The 22,142-nt window shown below is 70.8% G+C and carries 21 protein-coding genes; 9 read left to right on the plus strand and 12 right to left on the minus strand.

The features are described 5' to 3' along the window. Together ACJ8AN_RS14945 and ACJ8AN_RS14950 are read left to right on the plus strand one after the other, a co-directional pair. Positions 1-202: hypothetical protein (locus ACJ8AN_RS14945; protein WP_407756016.1), on the plus strand; the 202-nt coding region annotated here is incomplete at its 5' end. Between the two features lie 139 nt (positions 203-341). Next, positions 342-476 (plus strand): hypothetical protein, encoded by a 135-nt coding sequence (locus tag ACJ8AN_RS14950; RefSeq protein WP_407756017.1) that lies wholly within the window; start codon positions 342-344, stop codon positions 474-476. A gap of 6 nt (positions 477-482) precedes the next feature. On the opposite strand, the gene ACJ8AN_RS14955 is transcribed toward ACJ8AN_RS14950, so the two are convergent. Further along, positions 483-2,531, minus strand: a complete 2,049-nt coding sequence (locus ACJ8AN_RS14955; protein WP_407756018.1) for a PilZ domain-containing protein — start codon at positions 2,529-2,531, stop codon at positions 483-485. Positions 2,532-3,017: 486 nt separating this feature from the next. Here ACJ8AN_RS14955 and ACJ8AN_RS14960 point away from each other — a divergent pair, with 486 nt between their 5' ends. Then, positions 3,018-5,852: a protein kinase domain-containing protein gene (locus tag ACJ8AN_RS14960; RefSeq protein WP_407756019.1), complete on the plus strand. Its 2,835-nt coding sequence runs from the start codon at positions 3,018-3,020 to the stop codon at positions 5,850-5,852. 99 nt (positions 5,853-5,951) lie between these two features. Next, the gene (locus ACJ8AN_RS14965; protein WP_407756020.1) at positions 5,952-6,653 is read left to right on the plus strand and encodes a head GIN domain-containing protein; all 702 of its coding nucleotides are present in this window, start codon (positions 5,952-5,954) and stop codon (positions 6,651-6,653) included. Positions 6,654-6,741: 88 nt separating this feature from the next. Here the strand turns inward: ACJ8AN_RS14965 and ACJ8AN_RS14970 are convergent, their stop codons facing one another. Beyond that, the gene (locus tag ACJ8AN_RS14970; protein ID WP_407756021.1) at positions 6,742-8,268 is read right to left on the minus strand and encodes a cyclic nucleotide-binding domain-containing protein; all 1,527 of its coding nucleotides are present in this window, start codon (positions 8,266-8,268) and stop codon (positions 6,742-6,744) included. A gap of 78 nt (positions 8,269-8,346) precedes the next feature. Here ACJ8AN_RS14970 and ACJ8AN_RS14975 point away from each other — a divergent pair, with 78 nt between their 5' ends. Then, positions 8,347-9,372 carry a zinc-dependent alcohol dehydrogenase family protein gene (locus tag ACJ8AN_RS14975; RefSeq protein WP_407756022.1) on the plus strand — a complete coding sequence of 342 codons (1,026 nt, stop codon included), beginning with the start codon at positions 8,347-8,349 and terminating at the stop codon, positions 9,370-9,372. Positions 9,373-9,375: 3 nt separating this feature from the next. Here the strand turns inward: ACJ8AN_RS14975 and msrB are convergent, their stop codons facing one another. After that, the gene (gene msrB / locus ACJ8AN_RS14980; protein ID WP_407756023.1) at positions 9,376-9,885 is read right to left on the minus strand and encodes a peptide-methionine (R)-S-oxide reductase MsrB; all 510 of its coding nucleotides are present in this window, start codon (positions 9,883-9,885) and stop codon (positions 9,376-9,378) included. Between the two features lie 182 nt (positions 9,886-10,067). On the opposite strand from msrB, the gene ACJ8AN_RS14985 reads away from it, so the two are divergent. Beyond that, positions 10,068-11,051: an aldo/keto reductase gene (locus tag ACJ8AN_RS14985; RefSeq protein ID WP_407756024.1), complete on the plus strand. Its 984-nt coding sequence runs from the start codon at positions 10,068-10,070 to the stop codon at positions 11,049-11,051. On the opposite strand, the gene ACJ8AN_RS14990 is transcribed toward ACJ8AN_RS14985, so the two are convergent. The 6 genes from ACJ8AN_RS14990 to ACJ8AN_RS15015 form a co-directional block, all read right to left on the minus strand. Continuing rightward, a complete protein-coding gene (locus ACJ8AN_RS14990; RefSeq protein WP_407756025.1) occupies positions 11,048-12,088 on the minus strand; it encodes a phytoene/squalene synthase family protein in 1,041 nt (346 codons plus the stop codon). The two genes, ACJ8AN_RS14985 and ACJ8AN_RS14990, sit on opposite strands and share 4 nt — an antisense overlap. Positions 12,089-12,226: 138 nt before the next feature. After that, complete coding sequence (locus ACJ8AN_RS14995) at positions 12,227-12,739, minus strand: hypothetical protein (RefSeq protein ID WP_407756026.1); 513 nt, start codon at positions 12,737-12,739, stop codon at positions 12,227-12,229. Between the two features lie 26 nt (positions 12,740-12,765). Continuing rightward, on the minus strand, positions 12,766-13,413 hold the full coding sequence (locus tag ACJ8AN_RS15000; RefSeq protein WP_407756027.1) for a hypothetical protein: 648 nt from the start codon (positions 13,411-13,413) through the stop codon (positions 12,766-12,768). A gap of 129 nt (positions 13,414-13,542) precedes the next feature. Then, complete coding sequence (locus tag ACJ8AN_RS15005; protein WP_407756028.1) at positions 13,543-13,998, minus strand: type II toxin-antitoxin system VapC family toxin; 456 nt, start codon at positions 13,996-13,998, stop codon at positions 13,543-13,545. Then, entirely contained in the window at positions 13,998-14,696 is a 699-nt protein-coding gene (locus ACJ8AN_RS15010) for a hypothetical protein (protein WP_407756029.1), read from the minus strand. Before ACJ8AN_RS15010 ends, ACJ8AN_RS15005 begins: the two co-directional genes overlap by 1 nt. Before the next feature lie 176 nt (positions 14,697-14,872). After that, positions 14,873-17,056 carry a tenascin-X gene (locus ACJ8AN_RS15015; protein WP_407756030.1) on the minus strand — a complete coding sequence of 728 codons (2,184 nt, stop codon included), beginning with the start codon at positions 17,054-17,056 and terminating at the stop codon, positions 14,873-14,875. A 196-nt stretch (positions 17,057-17,252) separates the two neighbouring features. Between ACJ8AN_RS15015 and ACJ8AN_RS15020 the strand changes: the two genes are divergently transcribed. Continuing rightward, positions 17,253-17,540 (plus strand): hypothetical protein, encoded by a 288-nt coding sequence (locus tag ACJ8AN_RS15020; RefSeq protein WP_407756031.1) that lies wholly within the window; start codon positions 17,253-17,255, stop codon positions 17,538-17,540. A gap of 376 nt (positions 17,541-17,916) precedes the next feature. Next, positions 17,917-19,716, plus strand: coding sequence for a protein kinase domain-containing protein (locus ACJ8AN_RS15025; RefSeq protein WP_407756032.1), 1,800 nt, complete (start codon positions 17,917-17,919; stop codon positions 19,714-19,716). Between the two features lie 24 nt (positions 19,717-19,740). On the opposite strand, the gene ACJ8AN_RS15030 is transcribed toward ACJ8AN_RS15025, so the two are convergent. Beyond that, a complete protein-coding gene (locus tag ACJ8AN_RS15030) occupies positions 19,741-19,935 on the minus strand; it encodes a hypothetical protein (protein WP_407756033.1) in 195 nt (64 codons plus the stop codon). A 217-nt stretch (positions 19,936-20,152) separates the two neighbouring features. Beyond that, the gene (locus ACJ8AN_RS15035) at positions 20,153-21,064 is read right to left on the minus strand and encodes a LysR family transcriptional regulator (protein ID WP_407756034.1); all 912 of its coding nucleotides are present in this window, start codon (positions 21,062-21,064) and stop codon (positions 20,153-20,155) included. Between the two features lie 106 nt (positions 21,065-21,170). Between ACJ8AN_RS15035 and ACJ8AN_RS15040 the strand changes: the two genes are divergently transcribed. Continuing rightward, entirely contained in the window at positions 21,171-21,788 is a 618-nt protein-coding gene (locus ACJ8AN_RS15040) for a hypothetical protein (protein WP_407756035.1), read from the plus strand. Positions 21,789-21,813: 25 nt separating this feature from the next. Here ACJ8AN_RS15040 and ACJ8AN_RS15045 read toward each other — a convergent pair whose 3' ends face one another. Then, positions 21,814-22,131: a DUF1330 domain-containing protein gene (locus ACJ8AN_RS15045; RefSeq protein ID WP_407756036.1), complete on the minus strand. Its 318-nt coding sequence runs from the start codon at positions 22,129-22,131 to the stop codon at positions 21,814-21,816. Between the last annotated feature and the right edge of the window lie 11 nt (positions 22,132-22,142).

The raw sequence follows: 22,142 nt of genomic DNA on the forward strand, positions 1-22,142 counted from the left end.
GGGGGGGACGGCTTATGGCGTGACCTACAAGTGGAACGACGCCCAGGACGACGCAGAGCTGGTCGACGACGACCAGACCGAGTCGATCGCGATCCGGACGGCCGAAGGAGGGCGTACCCAGGACTGGTACTTCCCCAACCCGCGCGACTGCCTGACGTGCCACAACCCGCAGGCCGGCCATGTCCTGGGGGTGAAGTCCTGACAGGAAGAGGCCCGAGGCGCCGAAGGTCAGAGCGCACAGGGAGAAAAAGGCGAAGGGCGAGCGGAAGAAGTGCGCGCGGGCGGCGCGTATCGGCCGTGAAGGCCCTGGCTCGGGAGACGACGTGTCACGCGGCTCCGACATGAACCCCCTCGGCGACCGGGCCTGGTTGCCCATGCTCCGCGCGCGCAACTACCTGCGCTCGTGCGAGTCATTGCTGGACCATTCCCTCACGTACCTCTACCGCGTCGCCGAGCGCCACCGCTCCCCGCGGTGAAAACCCTCACAAATCCCCGCGCGGCGTGGTCGCCTCGCACAGGTGCTCGATGAAGTCCGGCAGCAATTGCGCGGACAGAATCCAGATGCGGCCCTCGCCCAGGTCCACCAGCTGCGCCTGGTGCGTGTACGCCGTGTGCTCCGTCTCCACGTAGTGCACGAACACGTCCAGGCCTCGCGCGCGGTACCACTCCGCCGCTCCCGCCAGCAGCGCCAGCATCGCCTCCTGCCCCTCCTCCGAGCCCTCGTCCACCAGGGGCACGATCCGCAGCCCGTCCAGCACGTGGAACAGGTTGAGCCCCGGGTGCGCCGTCTCCAGCACGCCCACCGCCAGCGCCCTCCCGTCCTTGCGCGCCACCAGCACGTCCCGCTCGCGCGTCAGCTTCGCCTCGCTCCACTGCCGCTTGAGCTCCGCCAGATCGAACCGCTCCGGCACCAGGTCCAACGCCTCCCGGTACGCCTCGGGCCGCGTCGCCTTCAGCCGCTCGAAGAGCGCCACCCGCTCCTCTTCCGTCGGCGCCCCCAGGCTGAAGCCCTCGGGCATGGGCCACTCGCGCCGCGCGTCCGCCTCCATGAAGCGGAACGGCACCATGCATGCCTGCCCCGTGTGCTGGTACCACTCGGCGAAGTCGAACGCCGTGAAGCGCACCCACCTCACGTTCGCCTCGCAGTACGCGAGGAACCACTTCACCTCGGGGTCGTTCTGCGCCGGCTCGAAGCCCCGCAGGTAGATATCCCGCAGCGCGTCCCGGGCCGTGTTGGAGCGCGGCTTCTCCCCGCCGGGCATGTGGCGCGCCAGCTGATGCGCCAGCCAGCTGCCCGAGTACGGCTTGAGCCACGACAGGCTCGCCTCCACCGTGTCATTGCCCGGGCCCGGCATCGGCCGCACCACCCGGTAGCCCAGCCGCGGGTGGCCTTCCAGGCGCTCGTGCGCGTCGCGGTACTCGGCCTGCAGCCGCGCGAAGTGCGCCGGGTTCTTGCCCGACAGCCGGAAGTACCCCGAGCGCTCGAAGAGCTCCCACGTCCCCTGGTCCCACTCCCCCGTCACCCGCGTGTTCGGGTGGCTCTGCTCCTCCACCAGCAGCCGCCAGCGCGCCGCCTCGCGCTCGTTCACCGGCTGCACCCGGATGCCGCAGCGCCGGCCCACCGCCGTGCCGGTGATGTTGCGCACCTCGGCCCGCACCCGCACCGGCTCGCGCCCCGGCAGCCCCACCTCCAGCTCTGGCAGCATCAGCCCCGGGTAGAGCAGGTCCTCCCCCGGCTGCGTCGCGAAGCACAGGCCCTCGTAGGACAAGTCCATCAGCTCGCGCTCCACGCGCACCTGGGGCCAGAGCGGATGGCCGAAGCGCGCCGAGCACCCGCCCCGCGCCGCCGCCCGGCGCAGCTTGCGGTGCCGGTAGCGCACCACCTCGCGCGGCAGCGGCACGCTCCACAGCCCGTCCTCGTACGTGGCGTGCTCCACCAGGAAGTGCATCACCGAGCTGAAGCCAAACACCTCCAGCGCGAAGGGCCCCGAGGGCAGCACGCCGCGCGCCTCCCACGACACCCGCCCGTCGTATTTGTCATACAACGCCGCCATCAGCTCCACGTCCCCCGAGGGCGAGCGCGCCATGCCCCGGCACCGCCGCGCCGTCAGCGCCTCGAAGATGCGGCCGATGCGGTCCATCCGCGTAATGCGCTCCGTCCAGATGGGGCTCGAGCGCGGCGTCTCCAGCTGGCCCAGGTCCCTCCAGCCCTCGAGCATGGAGACGATGTGCCGCCCCTGGTCCAACGGCGGCGCCACGAAGCGCAGGCTCAGCTCCAGCGGCGCCTCGGGCCCGGGCACGTGCACCTTCATCACCTCGGCGCGCAGCGAGGTGCGCTGCGCCCCCAGCCCCAGCAGCACGTTGGCCGTTTGCCCCGGCCTCAGCTCCGTGGGCCTCGACAGGCTCACCGTCAGGTGCTCCGGCGACAGCTGCACCAGTCTCCCACCCGAGGGCTGCTCGCCCTCCACCGACGCCACCGCCAACAGTCCTGGACCCATGCGGTAGCCCAGGACACTCTCTCGGGCTCGCATGCGCTCCGCTTCCTCCATCGCCATGGGAACTCCGTCTGTCGTGGAGAGCCTGATTACGTGACCAGTGAAAGTTTTCAGATTCACCGAAGTACCAGCTGTCAGGATTGACTTTCGATTCCGCCAATGTGGACACACGCCTCGGGGCTTGCAGCGGGACCGGGGAGGTGGGATTCGTGGAAGCGTTGCGGACCAACCCCGGCCCCGCGACGCGATGAAGAGTGAACAGCGCCATTGTCCACCGGGTAGGGATTGCGAGCCGCCCCCCTCGTGCCCAGGGCCGGGCCCCACGCCCCCTCCGCACGCGTTCTGCCAATTCTTGAGAAGCGAACACACGCCGTGGCTCAGTGTGCCTTCACCCTGGCCCGCGGATGGAGCCCACCGCACCGGACATGTAGGTAGAATCCGCTACGTTTGCGCTGTCACGCGAAAATCACGGTGGCGTCCTTCACTCGCGGGCCACCGGGCCTGTAAGCTGGGTTTTCTCGAATGGCTGGTTCGAAGCTCCCCCTCGCGCCGGATGATGTGCGCGGCAGGCAGATGGGCAACTACGAGGTGCTCTGTCGCCTGAGCACGGGCGGGATGGCGGAAATCCTGCTCGCGACGCGGCGGGGCCTGGCGGGCTTCCACAAGCCGGTGGTGCTCAAGAAGATCCTCCCGGACATCCACGATCAGGAGGAGTTCGTCCAGATGTTCCTGGACGAGGCGCGCGTCACCGCGGCCTTCAACCACCCGAACATCGCGCAGGTGTTCGATCTGGACGTGGCCGGGGACGAGCTCTTCCTGGCCATGGAGTTCGTGCCGGGAGCCACGCTGCTGGAGGTGGCCAAGGTGTGCCTGGCCACCCACGAGCCCATGCCCATGGGCTTCGCGCTGGCGGCGGCGCGGGACACGGCGCTGGCGCTGCACTACGCGCACACCTTCACGGACGCGCTCGGGCAGCCCTCGCCCGTCATCCACCGGGACGTGGCCGAGAAGAACATCATGGTGACGTACGAGGGCGTCACCAAGCTGCTGGACTTCGGCATCGCCAAGAACCTGGCGGGCGCCAGCCGCACGCAGGTGGGCATGGTGAAGGGCACCAGCGGGTACATGTCGCCGGAGCAGATTCTCGGCGAGCCGCTGGATGCGCGCAGCGACCTGTTCAGCCTGGGCGTGGTGCTGCACGAGTGCCTCACGGGCATGCGGCTCTTCCCGGGCAAGGCGCCCGCGGCGGTGGGCCAGGCGGTGCTGCGCAACCCCATCCCCGAGCCCTCGCGCATCAACAAGGCACTGCCTGCGGAGCTGGACGCGCTGGTGCTCAAGGCGCTGGCGCGCAAGCGCGACGACCGGTACGCCACCACGCTGGAGTTCGCCCGCGAGCTGGAGCGCGCGGTGGGTCCGCTCATCTGGCTGCCCGAGCAGAGCGGCGAGCTGCTGCGCCGCCTCTTCGCCGAGCGCCGGGAGCAGACGCGCCAACTGCTCGCCCGCGGCCGCCCCGCCACGGGTGAGGTGAAGCTCGCGCAGCACTTCTCGGACAAGGACGCGCCCGCCACGCCGCCTCCCGCGCCCGCTCCGGCCGGGGCCGCTCCGAGGACTCCGACGCCAGCGGCGGGACAGGCCACGCCCTCGCGCACCCCTCCCGGGCCGCGCCTGCCCAGCGTCTCCGCGCCCCACTTCCCGAGCCCTACCCCAGCGGTGGTCTCGGAGGAAACGGAGCTCGCTCTCGTCTCGTACTCGGTGGTGACGAAGCCGCCGGCGCAGCTCATCGCCGAGAGCCAGGGCCGGGCCGTGCCGCCGCCTCCGCCCCCGGCCACACCTCCGCCGCCGCCTCCCGAGGACACCCAGGTGCGGCGGGCCGCGCAGCCCCCGGCCCGCGCCCGCCCCGCCCGGGGCCTCGTGGCCGAGCCCCCCACGCAGCTCAACGCGCCCACGCTGGAGCCGGCCCGGCCCTCCATCCGCACGCCCGTGCCGCCGGAGACCCCGCGCGCCGCGACGCCCGAGCCCGTCCCCGCGCGCCGCGGCCCGAGCCGCTCCGAAGCCCCGCCCCCCGCGCCCGAGGAGGCGGAGGAGGGCGAGGTGGACCTGAAGACGGCCGTCATGCGGGCGCCGCGCGCCACCGGTGAGCAGCCCGTCACCCCGGACGAGACGCTCCCCCGGTACAACCCCACGCGCCCGGCCCGCAAGTCGCCGTCGCACCTGGACGCCGTCACCACGCCCGCTCCGGCCCCGCTGCCCGAGCGCTCGACGAACCTGGATGGGCCCACCGTGCCCGTCATGCGCTCGCCCTTCGCCCCGCCGCTCGCGGAGGAGCCCGACTCCGACGCGGTGGAGTTCCGCACCGCTCCCTCCCTGCCTCCCGTCATGCTCGAAGGCGAGACGACGGAGGAGGACACCTCGCCGAGCCGCCTCCGGCCAGGGGCCCTCGAGCCGACCGAGGAGGATCCCGAGGACTACTTCCCCACGGCCTCCGGCCACCCACCGCCGCCCGCGCCCGCTCGTTCCGGCCGGGGCGTGCTGGTGGCCGCGCTGCTCCTGCTGCTGCTCGCCGGTGGGGCCGCGGCCCTCGTCGCGCTGCGGATGGATGGGGGCCTGCTGTCCTCGCGCCTCTTCCCGCCCCAACCCCCGGCTCCCGCCGCGCTGAAGCAAGCACCTCCGGCGCAGCCCGAGGCCCAGGTCCAGCCCGCCCCCGCCGCTGAGCCCCCGCCCGCCTCCGCGCCCCCGGCTGAAGCTCAGCTGGCGCAGCCGGCGCAGACCTCCGAGTCCCAGGCGCCCCAGGCCGACGCCCCGCCCGCACAGGCACGAGCCGAGGCCCCGCCCGCACAGGCCCCCGAGCCCCCACCGGCCCAGGCCGAAGCGAAGCCCGCACCCGCACCGGCCCAGCCCGAGGCCCTCGCCGCGGCCCCGCGCGCGGAGATCGTCGCGAAGGACGAGGCCTCGTCACCGTCGAAGCGCGCCAAGGCGGCGGCGGGCTCGCGCCGCAAGCAGCAGCGGGGTGCCACCTCCACCTCCCCCACGACGGACGCGGACACGGCTCCCGAGCAGGTGATGAACGCCGACGAGGCGAACCAGGCCTGGCAGGCGTTGGAGCGCGAGCGCTCGGGCCCGTCCGAGCCTTCCGCGGACAAGGGCTTCCTGACGCTCGCCACGGAGCCGTACGCGAAGGTGTATCTGGGCAGCCGCTCGCTGGGCGGTACGCCGCTCTTCCGGGTGCCCCTGCCCCCGGGCAAGTACGCGCTCCGGCTCGTGGGCCCCGACGGCAAGCCCTTGAAACTCCTCACGGAAATCAAGGCGGGCCAGGTCACCTCCATCCGCGGCACCCTGTCGAAGCTCGCGCAGGAGTGAGCGGCCCGGCGGCCCGCGTGCAATGGCTTCGAGGGCAGTGCGTATCTCCGGGTGAGACGAGGCCGCGCGCCTCTCCCTTCTCCCGAGGTCCCTACCGCCATGATGCTCCGCTCCCTGCTGCTCCCCGTCGCCCTGCTGGTGTCCGCTCCCGTCTTCGCGCAGGGCGAGGCCGCCGCCCCCAAGGGACAGCTCGAGGTCCCCGACTTCCGCGGCGTCGCGGTGAGCCACGGCATCCACGCCGAGGTGAAGGCCGGAGCCAAGTCGGTGCGGCTGGAGGGCAGTCCGGACGACCTGGCCCGGGTGAAGCTCGAGGTGAAGGACGGCGTGCTGACGACGCAGGTGGACAAGGGCTCCTGGTTCTCCAAGGGCCTGAAGAACGTGCGCCTCTACGTCACCAACCCGCGCGTGGAGAGCGTGGCGGCCAGTGGCGGCTCGCACGTCGACGCCGAGGCCACGCGCTCGGACACCTTCCAGGTGGCGGCCAGCGGCGGCTCCGAGCTGAGCATCACCGGCGTGGACGCGAAGAAGGCGGAGATCCACGCCAGCGGCGGCTCCGAGCTGTCGCTCTCGGGCCGCACGGGTGAGCTGGAGGTGCAGGGCAGCGGCGGCTCGGTCATCGAGGCGCAGAAGCTCCAGGCCGAGTCGCTCGATGTCAACGCCAGCGGCGGCACGCGCGTGGAGGCCGCGCCCGAGCGCAGCATCAACGGCAACCTGTCCGGTGGCTCCACGGTGAAGGCGGCCAAGAAGCCGCAGAGCGTTCAGGTGAACAGCTCGGGCGGCTCGCAGGTGATCTACCCGTAGCCTTTCGATTACGAAGAGAGAGCAGCCGGACGAGTCACGGGGTGGAGGCATGGAGCCGGGGGGGCTTCGCGCCTCCACCCTTCTCGTTTCAGTTGAGCCGGAAGATGTTCTTGAGCAGCCCGAGGATGTGGTGCTCCTCCGTCACCTCCAGGCTCTCTCCCGAGGCCGCCATCGCCGCTTGCAGCTGCGTGCGCCGCTGCGCCAGCATCCCCGACAGCTTCGGCGCCAGCTCGGGGTGCGCGTCGAACAGCCGCGCGAACACCGGCCGCTCCAGCTCCAGCAGCACCACGTCCGTGAGCGCCACCACCGTGGCCGTGCGCGGCTCGCCCGTGAGCAGCGACATCTCCCCGAAGTAGTCGCCTCGCGTCAGCCTCGACACCTCCACGCCCGCTCGCGTGCGCACGGACAGCTCCCCGCGCCCCACCAGGTAGAAGGTGTCGGCCTCGTCGCCCTGCTCAATCACGTGCTCGCCCTTCGCGAAGCGCTTGGGCACCATCTCCCGCCGCAGCCTCGCGCGCTCCTCCTCCTTGAGCACCTGGAAGAGGTCCACCTGCCGCAACATCTCGGCGATCACCTCCTCGGGGAGCTCGGGCGCGGGCGCGCTGGCGAACGGCTGCCGGGCCTTGGGATGGGTCAGGTCGATGCCCTCGCGCCGGAAGCCGTACCACAGGCGCGTGTACACCTCCTCCGTCACCCATTCCGCCTGCCCGAACTCCTCCACGGAGTAGCGCACCTGGTAGCGGATGCCCGCCTCCTCGTAGCCCCACACGCGGCAGGTGGGCGCGGGCTCGCGCAGCAGCAGGGGCACGTGCTCGAGTGCCTCCAGCACCACCGCCTTCACCTCGTTGGGCGCCCGCTCGTACGGCGCGTGCACGTAGAGGTCCACCGCCACAGGCTGCCCGCCCCGCGAGTAGTTCTTCACCGCCTCCTTGGAGCAGACGTTGTTGGGCAGGGTGATGCTCTCCCCGCGCGGCGTTTCAATCCGCGTGGCGCGCCAGGCAATCTGGACCACGCGCCCCGTCACCTCCTTGATGGTGACCCAGTCGCCCACCTGATAGGGGCGCTCGAGCTGCAGGGAGAGGCCGGCGAAGAGATTGCCCAGCGTGTCCTGCATCGCGAGGCCCAGCACCACCGAGACGAGGGCGGAGGTGGCCAGCAGGCTCGTCAGATCGATTTCGAGCTGCGTCTTGAGGATGACGAGCACGGCGAGGACGGAGAGGGACACGTCGAGCACGTCGCGCAGAATCTTGGGGATGGGCGTGCGCGAGCGCAGGGTGAGCAGGATGACGCTGAAGGACAACACCGCGCGGATGGCGCCGAAGCACAGGGTGAGCATCCACGCCACGCGCAACATCTGCCGCGCCTGGGGAAGCAGGAGCGGGCCGGCCTCGCTGTCGGCCTGGTGGAGCACGAGGAACGCCAACAGGAAGCCGAGCGCCGTGCTCAAATCCTTGCGCGACTGCGGATCCGCGCTCAGGGCCCTCACGCCGAGCACCCACAGCATGAGCATGGCGCCCAGCGACAGGGAGAGGTGACTCTGTAGGAAGGTCATCAGCACGCCGCGAGCGTGCTCGCCGCGCCCCGGGGAATCAAGGCACGGGGAGTCGCGGGCCATGGGCGGATTTTTTCGCCCGCTCCGCACTCACGGCGTGAAACGGGCGGCCGCCAGGATTCGAGTCATCCGAGGAGGCCCATGCGTCGGACCGCGGACGCTGCCCCCAGACAGCTGTTGAGCGGAGGCCCGCGCCGCGCTACCTCGGCGCCCATGCGCGCCATCGTCCTGCCCCGCTTCGGCGGCCCCGAGCTCTTCGAGGTCCGCGACGTCCCCACCCCCACGCCCGGCCCCGGCCAGGTGCTCGTCCGCGTGCTCGTCTCCGGTACCAATCCGGTGGATGCCAAGCTGCGCCAGGACGGCTCCTGGGCCGGACTCCAACCGCCCGTCGTGCTCGGCTATGACGCCTCGGGCGTCGTCGAGCAGGTGGGCCCCGGCGTCACCGACTTCAAGCCCGGCGACGAGGTCTTCTACACGCCGGAGATCTTCCACAACCCGCTGGGCACCTACGCCGAGCTCAACGTCGTGGGCACCGGCATCCTCGCGAAGAAGCCGCCGAGCCTCTCGCACGAGGAGGCCGCCGCCATTCCGCTCGCGTGTGGCACCGCGTGGGACGCGCTCGTGCGGCGCATGCAGGTGCGCGTCGGCGAGACGGTGCTCATCCACGGTGGCTCCGGAGGCGTGGGCTCGTTCGCGGTGCAGATAGCGAAGGCGCTGGGCGCCCGGGTGCTCGCCACCGCGAGCGCGGGCAACCTGGACACGTTGCGCCAGCTCGGCGCGGACCTGGCCATCGACTACCGGAGCGAGGACGTCGCCCAGGTGGCCCTGCGCGAGACGGGCGGACAGGGCGTGGACGCCGTCTTCGATACGGCGGGCAAGAACGTCATCCCCAGCATCCCCGCCACGCGGCCCGGCGGACGCATCGCCACCATCCTCGGCGTCAACGGGGATATCTCCGCCTTCTACCCGCGCAACATCACCCTCCACGGCGTCTTCCTCACCCGCGAGCGCAAGCGATTGGAGGAGATGACGCCCCTCTTCGAGCGCAAGCAGGTGCGCCCCCTCATCGAGCGGGTCATCCCACTCGAGCAGGTGGGCGAGGCGCACCGGCGGCTGGACACGGGCCACGGGCGCGGAAAGCTGCTGCTGTCCGTGGCCAGGAAGTAGGTCTCACTTCGCCTTCGGCCGGAAGTCGAGCGCCGCCGAGTTCATGCAGTAGCGCAGGCCGGTGGGCTCCGGGCCATCCTCGAAGACGTGCCCGAGGTGCGAGCCGCAACGGCTGCACAGCACCTCGGTGCGCACCATGAGGAAGCCGCGGTCCTCGTGGTTCTCCACCGCGCCCGGGGTGAGGGGCTGCCAGAAGCTGGGCCAGCCCGTCCCGGATTCGAACTTGGTGTCCGAGCTGAACAGGGGCTGTCCGCACGCCGCGCAGTGGTAGGTGCCCTCGGCGTGATTGTTCCAGTATTTGCCCGTGAAGGCCCGCTCGGTGCCCTTCTGGCGCAGCACCTTGTACTGCTCGGGCGAGAGCTGGTGCTTCCACTCCTCCTCGGTCTTGTGGACGGCGTACACCTTCGGGCCCTCCTCGTGCGAATGCCCGGGCTCGGCTCCCGTGGCCACCACTCCCCCGAGCCCCAGCAGCGGCAACAGCAGCCACACCCCGCGTCGGATTCGTCTGCTCATATCTTGTGGATAAGTGGCTCAGCCCTCTTCGGTTACAGGAAGGCCTTTCCTGGCCGGGTTTCCTCTGGGTGGTGAGCTGGCTTGAGCCATCCCCAAGTTCTCCACAGGCCGGCCGTCCACTCTCCCGCAGTGCCGCCACGCGAGGCTCCCCGCGCCCGGCCGCTTCGGGTACGCAGGGGCCCATGCCACGCACCCTCGGGGCCTCCGGGCCCGCCGTGTCTCCCCTGGGCCTCGGACTCGCCGCGCTCGGCCGCCCCGGGTACATCACCCTCGGCCATGGCGAGGACCTCGGCCAGGGCCGCTCCGTCGAGGCCATGGAGCGCCAGGCCCATGCGGTGCTCGATGCCGCGTACGGCTCGGGCCTCTGCTACCTGGATGCGGCCCGCTCGTATGGCCGCGCCGAGGCCTTCCTCGCCTCGTGGTTGAAGGCCCGTGGGCTGCGCCCCGAGGACGTCGTCGTGGGCTCCAAGTGGGGCTACACGTACACCGCCGACTGGCGCGTGGACGCCGAGCGCCATGAGGTGAAGGACCACTCGCTGCCCAACCTCCGGCGCCAGTGGGGAGAAAGCCAGACGCTGCTCGGACCGTGGCTGCGGCTGTACCAGGTGCACTCGGCCACCTTCGAGAGCGGGGTGCTCGAGGACGCGGGCGTGCGCGAGGAGCTCGGGAGGTTGAGGGACTCGGGGGTGCGCGTGGGGCTGACGCTCAGTGGGCCCCAGCAGGCGGAGGTGCTACGGCGCGCCCTGGAGCTCCGCGTGGGAGGCGCACCGGTGTTCTCGTGCGTGCAGGCCACGTGGAACCTGCTCGAGCGCTCCGCGGGCCCCGCGCTCGCCGAGGCCCATGCCGCGGGCTGGGGCGTCATCATCAAGGAGGCCGTGGCCAACGGGCGGCTCACGGCGCGCAATGACGGTGACGAGGCCCTGCGGCCCCTGCGCGAGCTGGCCGGGGAGCTGGGTGTCACGATGGACGTGGTGGCGATCGCCGCGGTGCTCGCGCAACCGTGGGTCTCGGTGGTGCTGAGCGGGGCCACCACCGTGGAGCAACTGCGGAGCAACGTGCGCGCGCTGGAGGTGAAGCTCGGGAATGCGCAGCAGGAGAAGCTGCGCGGCCTCGTCGAGTCCCCCGGGGACTACTGGGCGAAACGCTCGGCGCTGCCGTGGAATTAGGCGGGCAGCGGGGCGGTGAGCGCGGCGAACATCAGCTTGAGCAGCGCGTCCTGCGTCACCAGCAGCTTCGTCGAGCCCATCACCCACCTCACCGTCCGCCTCGACACCTTCACCGGCTTGCGCTCGAGCACCGCCTCGTTGCCGTGCAGCTTGCGCAGCGTCATCACCGCCAGGAACAGCGGCCACAGGCAGAACAGCCGGATGCCCTTCTCCTCGCGCGGCAGCGACATCACGTACTCGAAGGCCTTGCGCAGCTCCCGGTGCGCCACCGCCACCAGCTTGCCGTGCGCCTTCATCGCCTCGCGCCGGTTGCCGGGCTCCAGCAGCGTCTCCGGTGTCAGCCCGTGCTCGGTCAGCAGCGTCCTCGGCAGCCAGCAGCTTCCCCGCTCCAGGTCCTCGCACACGTCCTTGAGGATGTTGGTGAGCTGCAATGCATTGCCAAACGCCACCGCCCTCGGCTCCAGCGCCGCCGCCTGGGTGGCGATGGCCGGCGAGTACCCCTGGAAGAGCCGCGTCAGCATCTCCCCCACCGTCCCCGCCACGTAGTAGCAGTACTCCAGCGTCTCCTCGAGGCTCGCCAGCCCCAGGCCTCCTCCCGAGGCGCGGCCCTTGTCCCCCATCCTCCCCATGCCCTCGGCCATCGTCGCCACGCACGCCGCCACGTGCTCGCGCACCGGCACCGCGTGCAGCGCCAGCGCCTCCAGCACCCGCGGCATCCCCTCCACCAGCCGCACCTCCGCCTCGGGCGCCTGCGAGCGCAGCACCCGCACCGCCTCCTCCCGGAAGCGCCTCGCGTCCGCCTCCCAGCCCCCGGGCAGCGTGGTCAGCCGCGCCAGCTCCGCCAGCAGCGCCGTGCTCGTCGGGCCGTGCGCCTCGTCCTCCAGCGTGTCGGCCACCCGGCACAGCAGGTAGGCCACCATCACCGCCGTGTCCAACGGCCGGGGCAGCACCGGGATGTTCAACGCGAAGGTGCGCGACACCAGGGGCAGCAGCTCGCGGCAGAAGACGATGGAGGCGGCCTCGTTCGGCATCAGCATGGTCGACGCGAGCTCACTCCCACCCGCCGCGGGCCCCTGCTCCCAGGTTGACGGTCCGCCATCGCTCTCCCCGGTTCTCATCACGAGGCGCGGGATTACCCCAGCCCGACTCCGGGTGCACGCAATCCGTTCGCCTCGTCACCGTTCCGGTACGCCGGGGGGCCGCGCCTTCTGTTCCTTCCCCGACTCCCCCTGCTCCGGCGCCTGCCGCACCGGCTCGAGCGCGTTCACCACATAACCCTCATCCCCCAGCGTGTAGCTCGCCCGCACTTCCTGTCCGGGCCGCAGCGCCTGACGGCGATCCGGGGTGAAGCGCGTGTCCTGCGTGAGCGCGAGCGGAAAGACGCTCCCCGCGTGCCGCAGCCAGAGCTGATCGCCCTGGACGCGCACCACCTCGCCGGAGAGCTCGCCCTGGCGCGGCTGGGCGGTGCCCGCCTCCCCCGAGCCACCCACGCCCGCGTGCGAGGACTCGGAGGTGGCGGGGATGTCGTCCGACAACGGCGTCTGGCGGAAGGCCTCCATGTCGTCGGGGATGTCCTCGGGCAGCCGCTGCGCGTCGACGTTGCCGCGCTCGCCGCCCACCACCTCCTGCGCGCCCGCCGGGCCCACCAGCCCGAGCACGGCGAGCCATGCCAACGCCTTGCGTGCCATGGGAGCCTCCTGTTCGTGCGTATCCCCTAGGGAGATGGGGTGCGCGCACCGTCCCCGCCCGCCGTCCCGCCCGGAGAGGAGGCCGGCGGGAGGGCCTCGGCCGAGAGCAGGAGGGCCAGGAGGGCGCCTTCCTCGGCGGCCCCGAGCGGCACGATGTTCGCGGGAATGCGCAGCGTGACAGGCACGGGAGGGCCGCGGGTGGCGTCGCACGTGCGCCAGCCCGAGTAGCGGTTGGCGGCCAGCGACAGCGAGTAGCCGCAGCCTCCCACCGAGCCCGAGAGGGCGGTGGGCGTGAGCGCCAGCTCGGCCGTGTCCCCGCCGAACCAGCCACTCATCCTCAACCCGGCCTGGGCCGCGAGGGGCACGGCGGTGAGGTCCACGGACTGGCCCGCCGCCCGGCCGGTGATGTCGCCGGTCTCGTCCCACCGGAGCTCCACCGGCTGGCCCTCGAGGGTGCCGCTCAGGCCCCCCTCCACACGGCGCAGCTGGAGGCCGGCGCCGGAGATGGACTCGGGCTCGATGCGCAGCTCGAGCTGACGCTCGCCTACCTGGAGCAGGAGGGGCTCTCGGACGGAGACGGTGACCTCGGCCGCCGCGAGCGGGCTCATGCCCAGCACGAGCACCACCGCGAGCGGAGCGAGGACAGCGCGCCTGGGAAACGGGGGCTGTGTCACGCGGTACCTGCCTTTCGTCGCCACCCCACAAGCTAGGGGCGCGGACACGAGAGGGGCACGGGTGCTCCCCCGGATGCTCCGCGGGCATCCTTCACGCGGAGCGACGCCTGGCGGAATGCGGAGATGGATTCACTCCCACCGATGCGCGTCGAGGACCTCGTCCAGGCCGAGAACCCGCATAGCGGTGATGAGGGGTTGATCGGCGGTGACGAGCTTCCGCTCGTACAGGAGGGCCGTTGCCGCCACGAGTAGATCCCCTTCCCCGAGGTTGGTGCCCTTCAACTTGTCCCGGGCCCACAGATTCGCGGCTTTGAACCAACCGTCGTTGTCGTTGAAATCGAGGCTCAGGATTTTCGCTGTACTGATCACGCGATCGAAAGCCGCAATCCTTGCCCGGCCCTCGTTGCGCAGGATGAGCTCTTCCAACCCTCGACGTGACTCGTAGAGCACGAAAGAGGGAATCGCCACCTCCTTGTCGCGCGAGACACGCCCCCACACGGTGGAGTGGAAGCGGGGCGCCCGTTCAGCCGTACGAGGATCGTAGAGCGCCGTGAAAGCGTTGGTATCGAGAAGGTAGAGACCCATCAGAAGAGCGGAGAAGTGCGACGGGCCTGCGACATGACCGCGAGATCCTCGGGGGTGAGGATCTTTCGGAGATCATCGAGGTACCGCAAGAGCTTCGCGAAACGCTGCTCGGGCGTGAGGCTGTTGAGCGGATCGAGATCGATTCCCTGGGTGGCCTTGAGATGAACCCACTCCGATGCCTCGAGATAGGCGGTCTCGGCCAGTTCCTCCAGGCGCTCTGGCGGAATGCCTCGCTCGGCCGCTTGAAGCACCGCGAGGAGGATGATCTGTGCCTCGAGAAGGCTCATGGGATCGTCAATCCCAGTCAGGACCGTCATGTGCTTGGGGTTCACCTGGGAGCAGTCCCGCGAGGCGTTCTTCAAGACTCCCAGCGTCCACTCGATCCCCTCCGCGGCGGGCAATCCCTGGAAGTAGCTCATCAACTTGAGCAGGGATTGCTCCAGGCCCGGCATGACCTCGGAGAAGTTCTCGGAGAGACCGGACTGGAGATCACCGGCCAGCGAACCCCAGGCCTGAACGAACTCAGCCGTCGCCCGCTGGATGACCTCCGGAGTCACCTTGCCTACCAGGAGCCGATCGAGGATCCGCCGGAAGCGCTCGGGTGCCCAGTGGAACCGCGCCCGCCGCTCGGCGGGAAGCCGATCGATGAGCCGCTCGATATCCGAAGGAGTGGGGAGCAGAGCGGGTACGGGAGACATGAATCACCTCTCAGAACGTGAACACGGAGCCACCCGTCTCGCTCCAGGCGAAACGGGCAGGCGGAAAGGCCCGCGCCTGCTTGCCCATGACTTGGACCTACAGGGTAGAGCCCTGGCGCCTTCCGTCAGGATATTACCCACGAAGTAGTCCACCTGACAAGTAGCTCCGGCTCGGCTCACGGCGCCGCGCGCACCGGGTCCTCGTGGTGATCATGTCCCGGCCCGCCGAACGTGCCCGGCCAGGGCTCCTGCGCCGGCTCCAGCCCCGGCAGTGTGAAGCGCTGGAAGCGCGCCCTGCTGTCCGAGAACGGCGGATCGCACTCGCCGCACGTCGTCGCTCCGTCCATCATCGTCAGCGTCCCCGGCCCGAGCTCGAAGAGCTGCGGCACCGTCCTCGGCGTGTAGCCCAGCTCGCACCGGAAGGCCTCGCTCCCGTCCTCCGCCCTCACCCCCACCAGCACCGGCCTGGCCGGGCCCTCCGCCGCGAAGCCCAGCACCATCGTCCGCCGCACCCCACCCTCCGGCCACGTGCCCAGCCGCAGCTCCTTCGACACGAAGCTCGCTCCCGCCGGCAGCGCGTACGTCCACGCCGCCCCGAGCCCCGGCACCGCGTACCCCTCGAGCTTCCTCGACTCCGGGGGCACCCCATCCGGGTTCACCGTCGCGCCCTCGGGGCTCGGCACCAGCACCCCGCGCGTCGCCACCGCACGTCCCAGCTTCAATGGCAGTGCTCCCACCGGCTCGCCGTCCGACGTGCGCAGCGGCTCCGTGCCTCCCTCCGGCATCAGCAGCCCCCGCACCAGCCCCAGCTCGCCTCCGGGGAAGGGCAGCGTCTTCCTCCAGCGCGGCACCCCGTCCGGCGAGAACGCCATCACCAGCGTCGGCGCCCCCGCCCTCAACGGCGCCCCCGAGTTCACCGTCGGGGAGAACGTCACGTACAGGTCCCCCGCCGTGTCCGACGCCAGGCCGAACGGGTGCGGGTGGTTACACTCGGACAGCAGCGGATCCTCCAGCAGCTGCGCCGACACCATCCCCCCCGCCGCGTCCAGCACCACCAGGTAATACAGCCGGCACAGCGTCCTCGAGTCCTGGCCCGCCGGGTACGCCTCGAAGAGCGCCGCCAGCCGGTCCGGCGCCATCACCGCCAGCCTCGCCATGAAGAGCGTCGAGGCCTGCTGGGCAATGTCCGGCCTCTCCCTCGCCAGCTCGAAGCTCCAGCGCGGCGCCGCCGTCGAGCGCTCCATCAGCGACACCTTCCCCTGCTGCGGCAGGTCCATGCACAGCAGCCGCTCGTTCCACAACATGCACCGCCGGCCCGTCACCTGCGCCTGCATCGGCGCGTCCCCCGCCGCATCCAGCACCGGCTTCGCGAAGAAGCCCGCCAGCGTCACGTCTCCCCCGGGGCCCACCAGCAAGTCGTGCAGCTTCTGCTCCGCCGCCTCCGCGTCGTACGTCCAGTCCGGCAGCAGCGGCACCGCCTGTGGCCGCACGCACTGCGAGCCCCGGCACCTGCCCTCGCCCTGGCACGGCGAGGCCGGCGCGCATACGAAGCCATCCGGCGGATTGCTCTTCACGCACGCGCCCTCCACGCACACGTCCGCCAGCTCGCACCCGCGCGCCTCGCCGCAGAAGGTGCCGTTGCGCGCGGGCCTCAGCTGGCAGCCCTGCCGCGGATCGCACCAGCCCTCCTGGCATGCCCCATCCCCCGGGCACGGCGGCGCGGGCACCGACTGGCACCCGTCCAGCGGGCTGCACACGTCCGTGGTGCACGCGTTGCCGTCGTCGCACACCCGCTCGCGGCCCTTGCACCGGCCCTGCTGGCACACCGCGTCCAGCACGCACGCGTTGCCCGGATCGCACGCCGTGCCGTCCTCCTCCACCGCTTCCACGCACTGCTCGAGCACCGGATCGAAGGTGAAGCGGTGACAGGCCACCGGCGTGGGACAGGGAGGCGCCGGCCGGCCCTCGCCCGACAGACTCAGCGTCACCGTGCGGCCCGCCTCGTCCGTGCCCACCAGCGTGGCCGAGAACTCCCCCGGCCCCTCCGGGGTGAAGCGCACCTTCACCGACGGCTCCTCCGAGGGCCCCACCCGCTCCGGCAGCCCCTCCACCGCGAAGGGCCCCTCCACCCGGCTCCACACCACCCGCGTCGCCGAGCGGCCCGCGCCCACCACCCGCACCTCGTCCTCGCGCCAGGCACCCACGTACGTGGCCGGAAAGGCCACGCCCTCGCGCGAGAAGCGCACCCGGCTGGCCGAGCCCACCAGCGGCGGCTCCTGCTCACGGCAGGCCCCCAGCAGCCCCGCCAGCAGCAGTACCGCCAGCCGCCACCTTCCGCCTGTCCTGCTTTCGCGCCTCATGCGTGGCCCCCACCCTGGCCTATAGGCCTCGCCCCTCGGACCGAGGAGGGGTGCGCCCCCGCTTCCCGCGCCCCCGCGTTCACCACCCCACCCTCGTCCACCCTGGCGTTTCTACGGCCTGCCCCGAGGGGAGCCCGTCCAAACCCCCGGAATCACGGACTCCACCCCCGGTACGCTTCTCGCACGGTCCGGAGACATGGCTTCCATCGAATCCGCCATTTCCGAGCAATTGGCGCAGGCCTTCACCGTCTTCATCCCGCTCGCGCTCCAGTCGCGGATGGACCTGCTGCCCGCGGACACCCGCCACACCCTGCTGGGCGAGCTCTTCCGGCTGGCCGTCCAGGCCTGGCACGAGCGCTGCCTTCTGCCCCGCCAGGGGCCCGTCACCCTCGAGTTCCTCCTAGCCGGCTGCGACGTGAACATCGAGCTCGACGCCCCCCGCGCCCGCCTCACCCTCGTCTCCCTGGTCCGCGCTCCGCACTGACTGCCCGGGCAGCCGCCGGGAGGGCCACGGAAGCTCCCGCCCGGGGGCGCTCGTCCACGGTCCGCAGTTGTCCCCAGGGCCCGCTGTTTCTTCACTGTATGAAGAGAGTATTAGATTGATCAGTGATGACAGCAGGGGCTGTGGGCTTGTGGAAAAGTCCGTAACCTCTCGGAGTCACTGAGGAATCCAGAATCTGCTACATGTGGGGAAGTTGGCGCTTATCCCCGGCCATCCACAGGGGGTGGATCAGCCGGGGGGTTATCCACAGCGGCGCCCGGCTCCATCCACAGGCCGTCCACAGGGCCCGTGGGCTATGGTTCGGCCCATGTCCGCACCGCCCAAAGGGGCCCCCCCATCGTCCTCGAATCACCCCCCCGTGGATGTGCACTGGGGCGAGAGCATTGGAAGGTATCAGGTGCTCGCGCAGCTGTCGGTGGGGGGCATGGCGGAGCTGTTCCTGGGCTTCACCTCGGGGCCGGGCGGGTTTCGCAAGTATGTAGCACTCAAGCGGATTCTGCCGGACGCGCAGGGCGACGACTCCTTCGAGCGGATGTTCCTGGATGAAGCGCGCATCACCGCGGCGCTCAACCACCCGAACATCGGCCAGGTGTTCGAGCTGGGCCGGGACGGCAACGGCCTCTACCTGGCGATGGAGTTCATCGCGGGGCAGAACCTCAACCAGGTGGCCACGGTGTGGCAGAGGCGCGGCAAGCCGCTGCCCCTGGGCTTCTCGCTGTCGGCGGTGCGGGACGTGTGCCTGGCGTTGCACTACGCGCACGGCTTCACCACGCCGGGCGGCAAGGCGTACCCCGTCGTCCACCGGGACGTGGCCCAGAAGAACGTGATGGTGACGTACGACGGGGTGGTGAAGCTGCTGGACTTCGGCATCGCCAAGGCGCGCGACGGGCTGGTGCGCACCCACGCGGGCATGGTGAAGGGCACCACCGGGTACATGTCCCCCGAGCAGGTGCGGGGCGAGACGCTGGATGGGCGCAGTGACTTGTTCGCCGCTGGGGTGATGCTGCACGAGATGCTCACCGGGCGGCGCCTGTTCGCCGCGGAGAGCGAGATCCAGGAGATGGAGATGATCCTGGACGCGCCCATTCCGGTGCCCTCGGCGCTGGTGCGCGAGATTCCGCAGGAAGTATCGACGGTGGTGCTCAAGGCGCTGGCGCGCAAGCGGGACGAGCGCTACGCGAACGGCCGGGACATGGCGCGGGCCATCGAAGCGGCGGCGGGCCGGCTGCTCTTCGACGCGGATCAACGCGCGGCCTTCATGCAGGAGCACTTCCAGGATCGCATGGAGGTGACGCGCCGGCTGCTGCAGAGCGCGGACGAGGTGAAGGAGCCGCAGCCCGGGGAGACGGATGGGGCGCGGCCGCGGAAGGCGGAAGCACCCCGGCCCCCGCCGCCGCAGAACGAGGAGACACGGCTGCTGGTGCCAGCGGAGGCGAAGCGGCCGGCGCAGGCACAGCCACAGCCACCGGCACAGCGGGTGCGGCGCGAGCGCGAGGCGGACCCGGGCGAGGTCTCGGCGACGGGAGTGACGACCACGGGCCGGCGGGTGATGACGCGGGAGCCGGTGTCCGGGGTGTCCTCGAAGGAGAAGCGTTCCCCGGCGGAGCCCCAGCGCGCGGGAGCGGGGCGGTTCTGGGGAATCATCGCCGTGCTGCTGGTGCTGGGCGGAGGCCTGGGCCTGGGCGCGGTGAAGCTGCTCGGGGCGATGAAGGAGCAGGAGGAGACAGGGGCGCCCATCCCCGTGCCCGTGAGCGAGCTGACGAAGATGCGGCCCATCGAGCGGCCTGGCGATGCGCCCGGACAGACTCCAGCTCCGGCGGAGGAGGCGGCCCCGAGCGAGCTGGCGAAGACGCAGCCGCCCGCGGAGGAGGCACCGGCGCCGAAGGACGACAAGGACGCTCCCGCGGCCGCCGAGCCCGTGCGTACCGTGAAGCAGGGAGCGCTGACGCTGGTCATCCTGCCGGAGACGGGGGCCGAGGTGTTCCTCAACGGGCGCCTGCTGGGGAAGACGCCGCTGTTCAAGAAGCCGGTGCCCGTGGGGACGTACCAGCTGCGGATCAAGGGCTCGGACGGCAAGCGGCGCACGCTGTCGGTGCGCATCGAGGCGGGCAAGACGGCGCAGTTCAAGCTCGCGCTCGCGGACATCCCCGAGGTCTGAGCAAGCGCCCTTCTCCCTCCGCCATCACAGGGCCGGGGTCCGGCTCGCGAGCAGCTTCTCGACCTCATCCCGGCAGCGGGTGCAGAGCGCTCGAAACCCGTCGCTGAGCTCGGCCGAAGCCACGAGCTGATTCCAATACGTCACCGCACAGCGCGCGGCGTGATGCCAGACATCGAGGTTGCTCGCGGTGGGAGGCCGTGGCTCGAAGCGGGATTCCACAACGCTGGTCCCTTGGGCGCGAAGACCATTGGGAGCATGTCGTAGACTGGAGCGAGTCTCAGCTTCACGACGTCCTGTACGAAGGAGCCACTGTCCTCCACGAAGAAGTGAAGGGTTTCCTGAATTGATTCTTGAATAGATTCTACGACATAACATACCGGAAATACTCGCCGGTTCATCATAAAGCTCCCCCTTCGTGAATAGATTCCAGGGGTCCTCAGGGCTGGCGGCTCGCCTCGGCGATGGCCTTGCGGAGCCAGACATGCGCCGCGTCGTGCTGCACGCGCTCGTGCCAGAGCTGGCTCAAGGTGAAGCCCTCGAGCTCGACGGGAGGATGCAGCAGCGCGAGCCCGAAGGCGGGGGCGAGCAGGCGCGCCATGCGCTCGGGGCCCATGAGGAGCAGGTCCGTCTGGGCCACCAGGAAGGGCGCGAGGAAGAAGTGCGGAACGGCCGCCACCACGCGGCGTGACTTGCCCAGGCGCGTGAGCACCTCGTCCACCATGCTTCCGGTGCCGCCCAGCGGCGCCACGGTGACGTGGCCGTATTCCAGATAGCGCGCGAGGGTGAAGCGGCCCTGGGTGACGGGGTGTCCCTCGCGGGCCACGCACACGAAGCGCTCGCGGATGAGCGCCTGGAGGCGGAAGGCGGCGGGGACGTCGTGGAAGATGCCGAGCGCCACGTCGAGCTCGCCCCGCTCGAGCGCCTGGAGCGTGTTCTCCGCCGGCCCCCGCATGCGCACGGAGACACCGGGAGCCACGCGGGTGAGCTCCCGCATCAGCGGGGGCAGCACCACCATGCCCGCCAGGTCCGCCGAGGACAGCCAGAAGGTGCGCGTGGAAGAGGCCGGGTCGAAATCACGCACGCCGCGCAGGGCGCCCCCCAGCCGCTCGAGGGCCTCGCGCAACGCGGGAGCGAGGGACTCGGCCAGCGGCGTGGGCACCATGCGCCCCCCGCTGGGGACCACGAGTGGATCTCCCAACCGCTGACGGAGCCGCGCCAGGGCATGACTCACCGCGGACTGGGTGACGCCCAGCCGTGCGGCGGCGGCGCGGTTGCTGCCCTCGGTGAGCACGGCATCGAGGACGACGAGCAGGTTCAGGTCACGAAGGTCGATGTGAAGGGAGCTCATGGGGAGAGTGACAGGGTTTCAGTCGATTCAATCCCTGTCCAGGCCTACTGTGCTCACGCATCGAAGGCCCGGACATGGAGTCGCGGGCCTTCTTCCAGGAGCCACCATGAACGCCATCCGTTTCGCCACCGTTGCCGCGCTGTGCCTCTCCGGGCAGGTGCTCGCCGCCGAGCCCCCGAGCCTCGTGGGACATTGGAAGTCCACGCAGTGCGAGGTGCGCCCGGGCGCGGGCGAGCAGAAGTATTACGTGAAGCGGGACTTCACCTATACGAAGACGGACTCGAAGGCGACCATCACCTTCTACGCGGACGAGACGTGCGATGAGGCCAAGAAGGTGTCCCGCGTGTTCTTCACGGGCCCCTATGTCGTCCGCTCGCAGGTCATCGACACCGAGGGCGCGACCAAGGGGGCCTCTCCGGCGCACTTCCTCTTCGCCACCCTGAAGCTCACCCCGCTCGCCGAGGGCTTCGCGCAGTACCTCAACAGCGCGGCGCCCGGCACGTGCGGCACGAAGAAGTGGGAGGTGGGCAAGGAGCAGGACGTCACCAGCACCAACGGCTGCTCGGCCGTCTTCTCCTTCAACACCTGCCCCTGGGAGCAGGACGTGGTGAAGGTGGCGGGGGACGAGCTGTACTTCGGCGCCCGGCCCGCGGGCGGCGGCTGCAACCCCGACGCGAAGCACCTGCCGTCGGAGCTGCAGGCGCCGATGAAGCGCGTGAAGTAGCGCGTACGCCGGGAGCCTTCCGCCCTCACTTCCGGGCGGCGGGATCCGCACCCGGGGGCAGGGCCTCCAGGAGCACCATGTCGGTGTCGGCGCTCGCCTGACGCATGGCCTTGGCGGGGGCGTACTCGGGCGAGTTCCACCAGGCCCGGGCCCGCTCCACGCTGGGGAACTCGAGGAGCACCAGCCGCGTCGGCTTCCATCCGCCCTCGAGCGCCTCCGTCAGTCCCCCGCGCGCCAGATAGCGGCCTCCGTAGAGGCCGATCGTCGGCGGGGCGAGCACCTTGTAGCGCTCGTAGGTCTCCGGATCCTTCACCGTGACTTCGACGACGACATAGGCGGACATGCGTCTCTCTT

Origin of the sequence: Archangium sp. (assembly GCF_045802675.1) — a bacterium.
Taxonomy (GTDB): Bacteria; Myxococcota; Myxococcia; order Myxococcales; family Myxococcaceae; genus Archangium.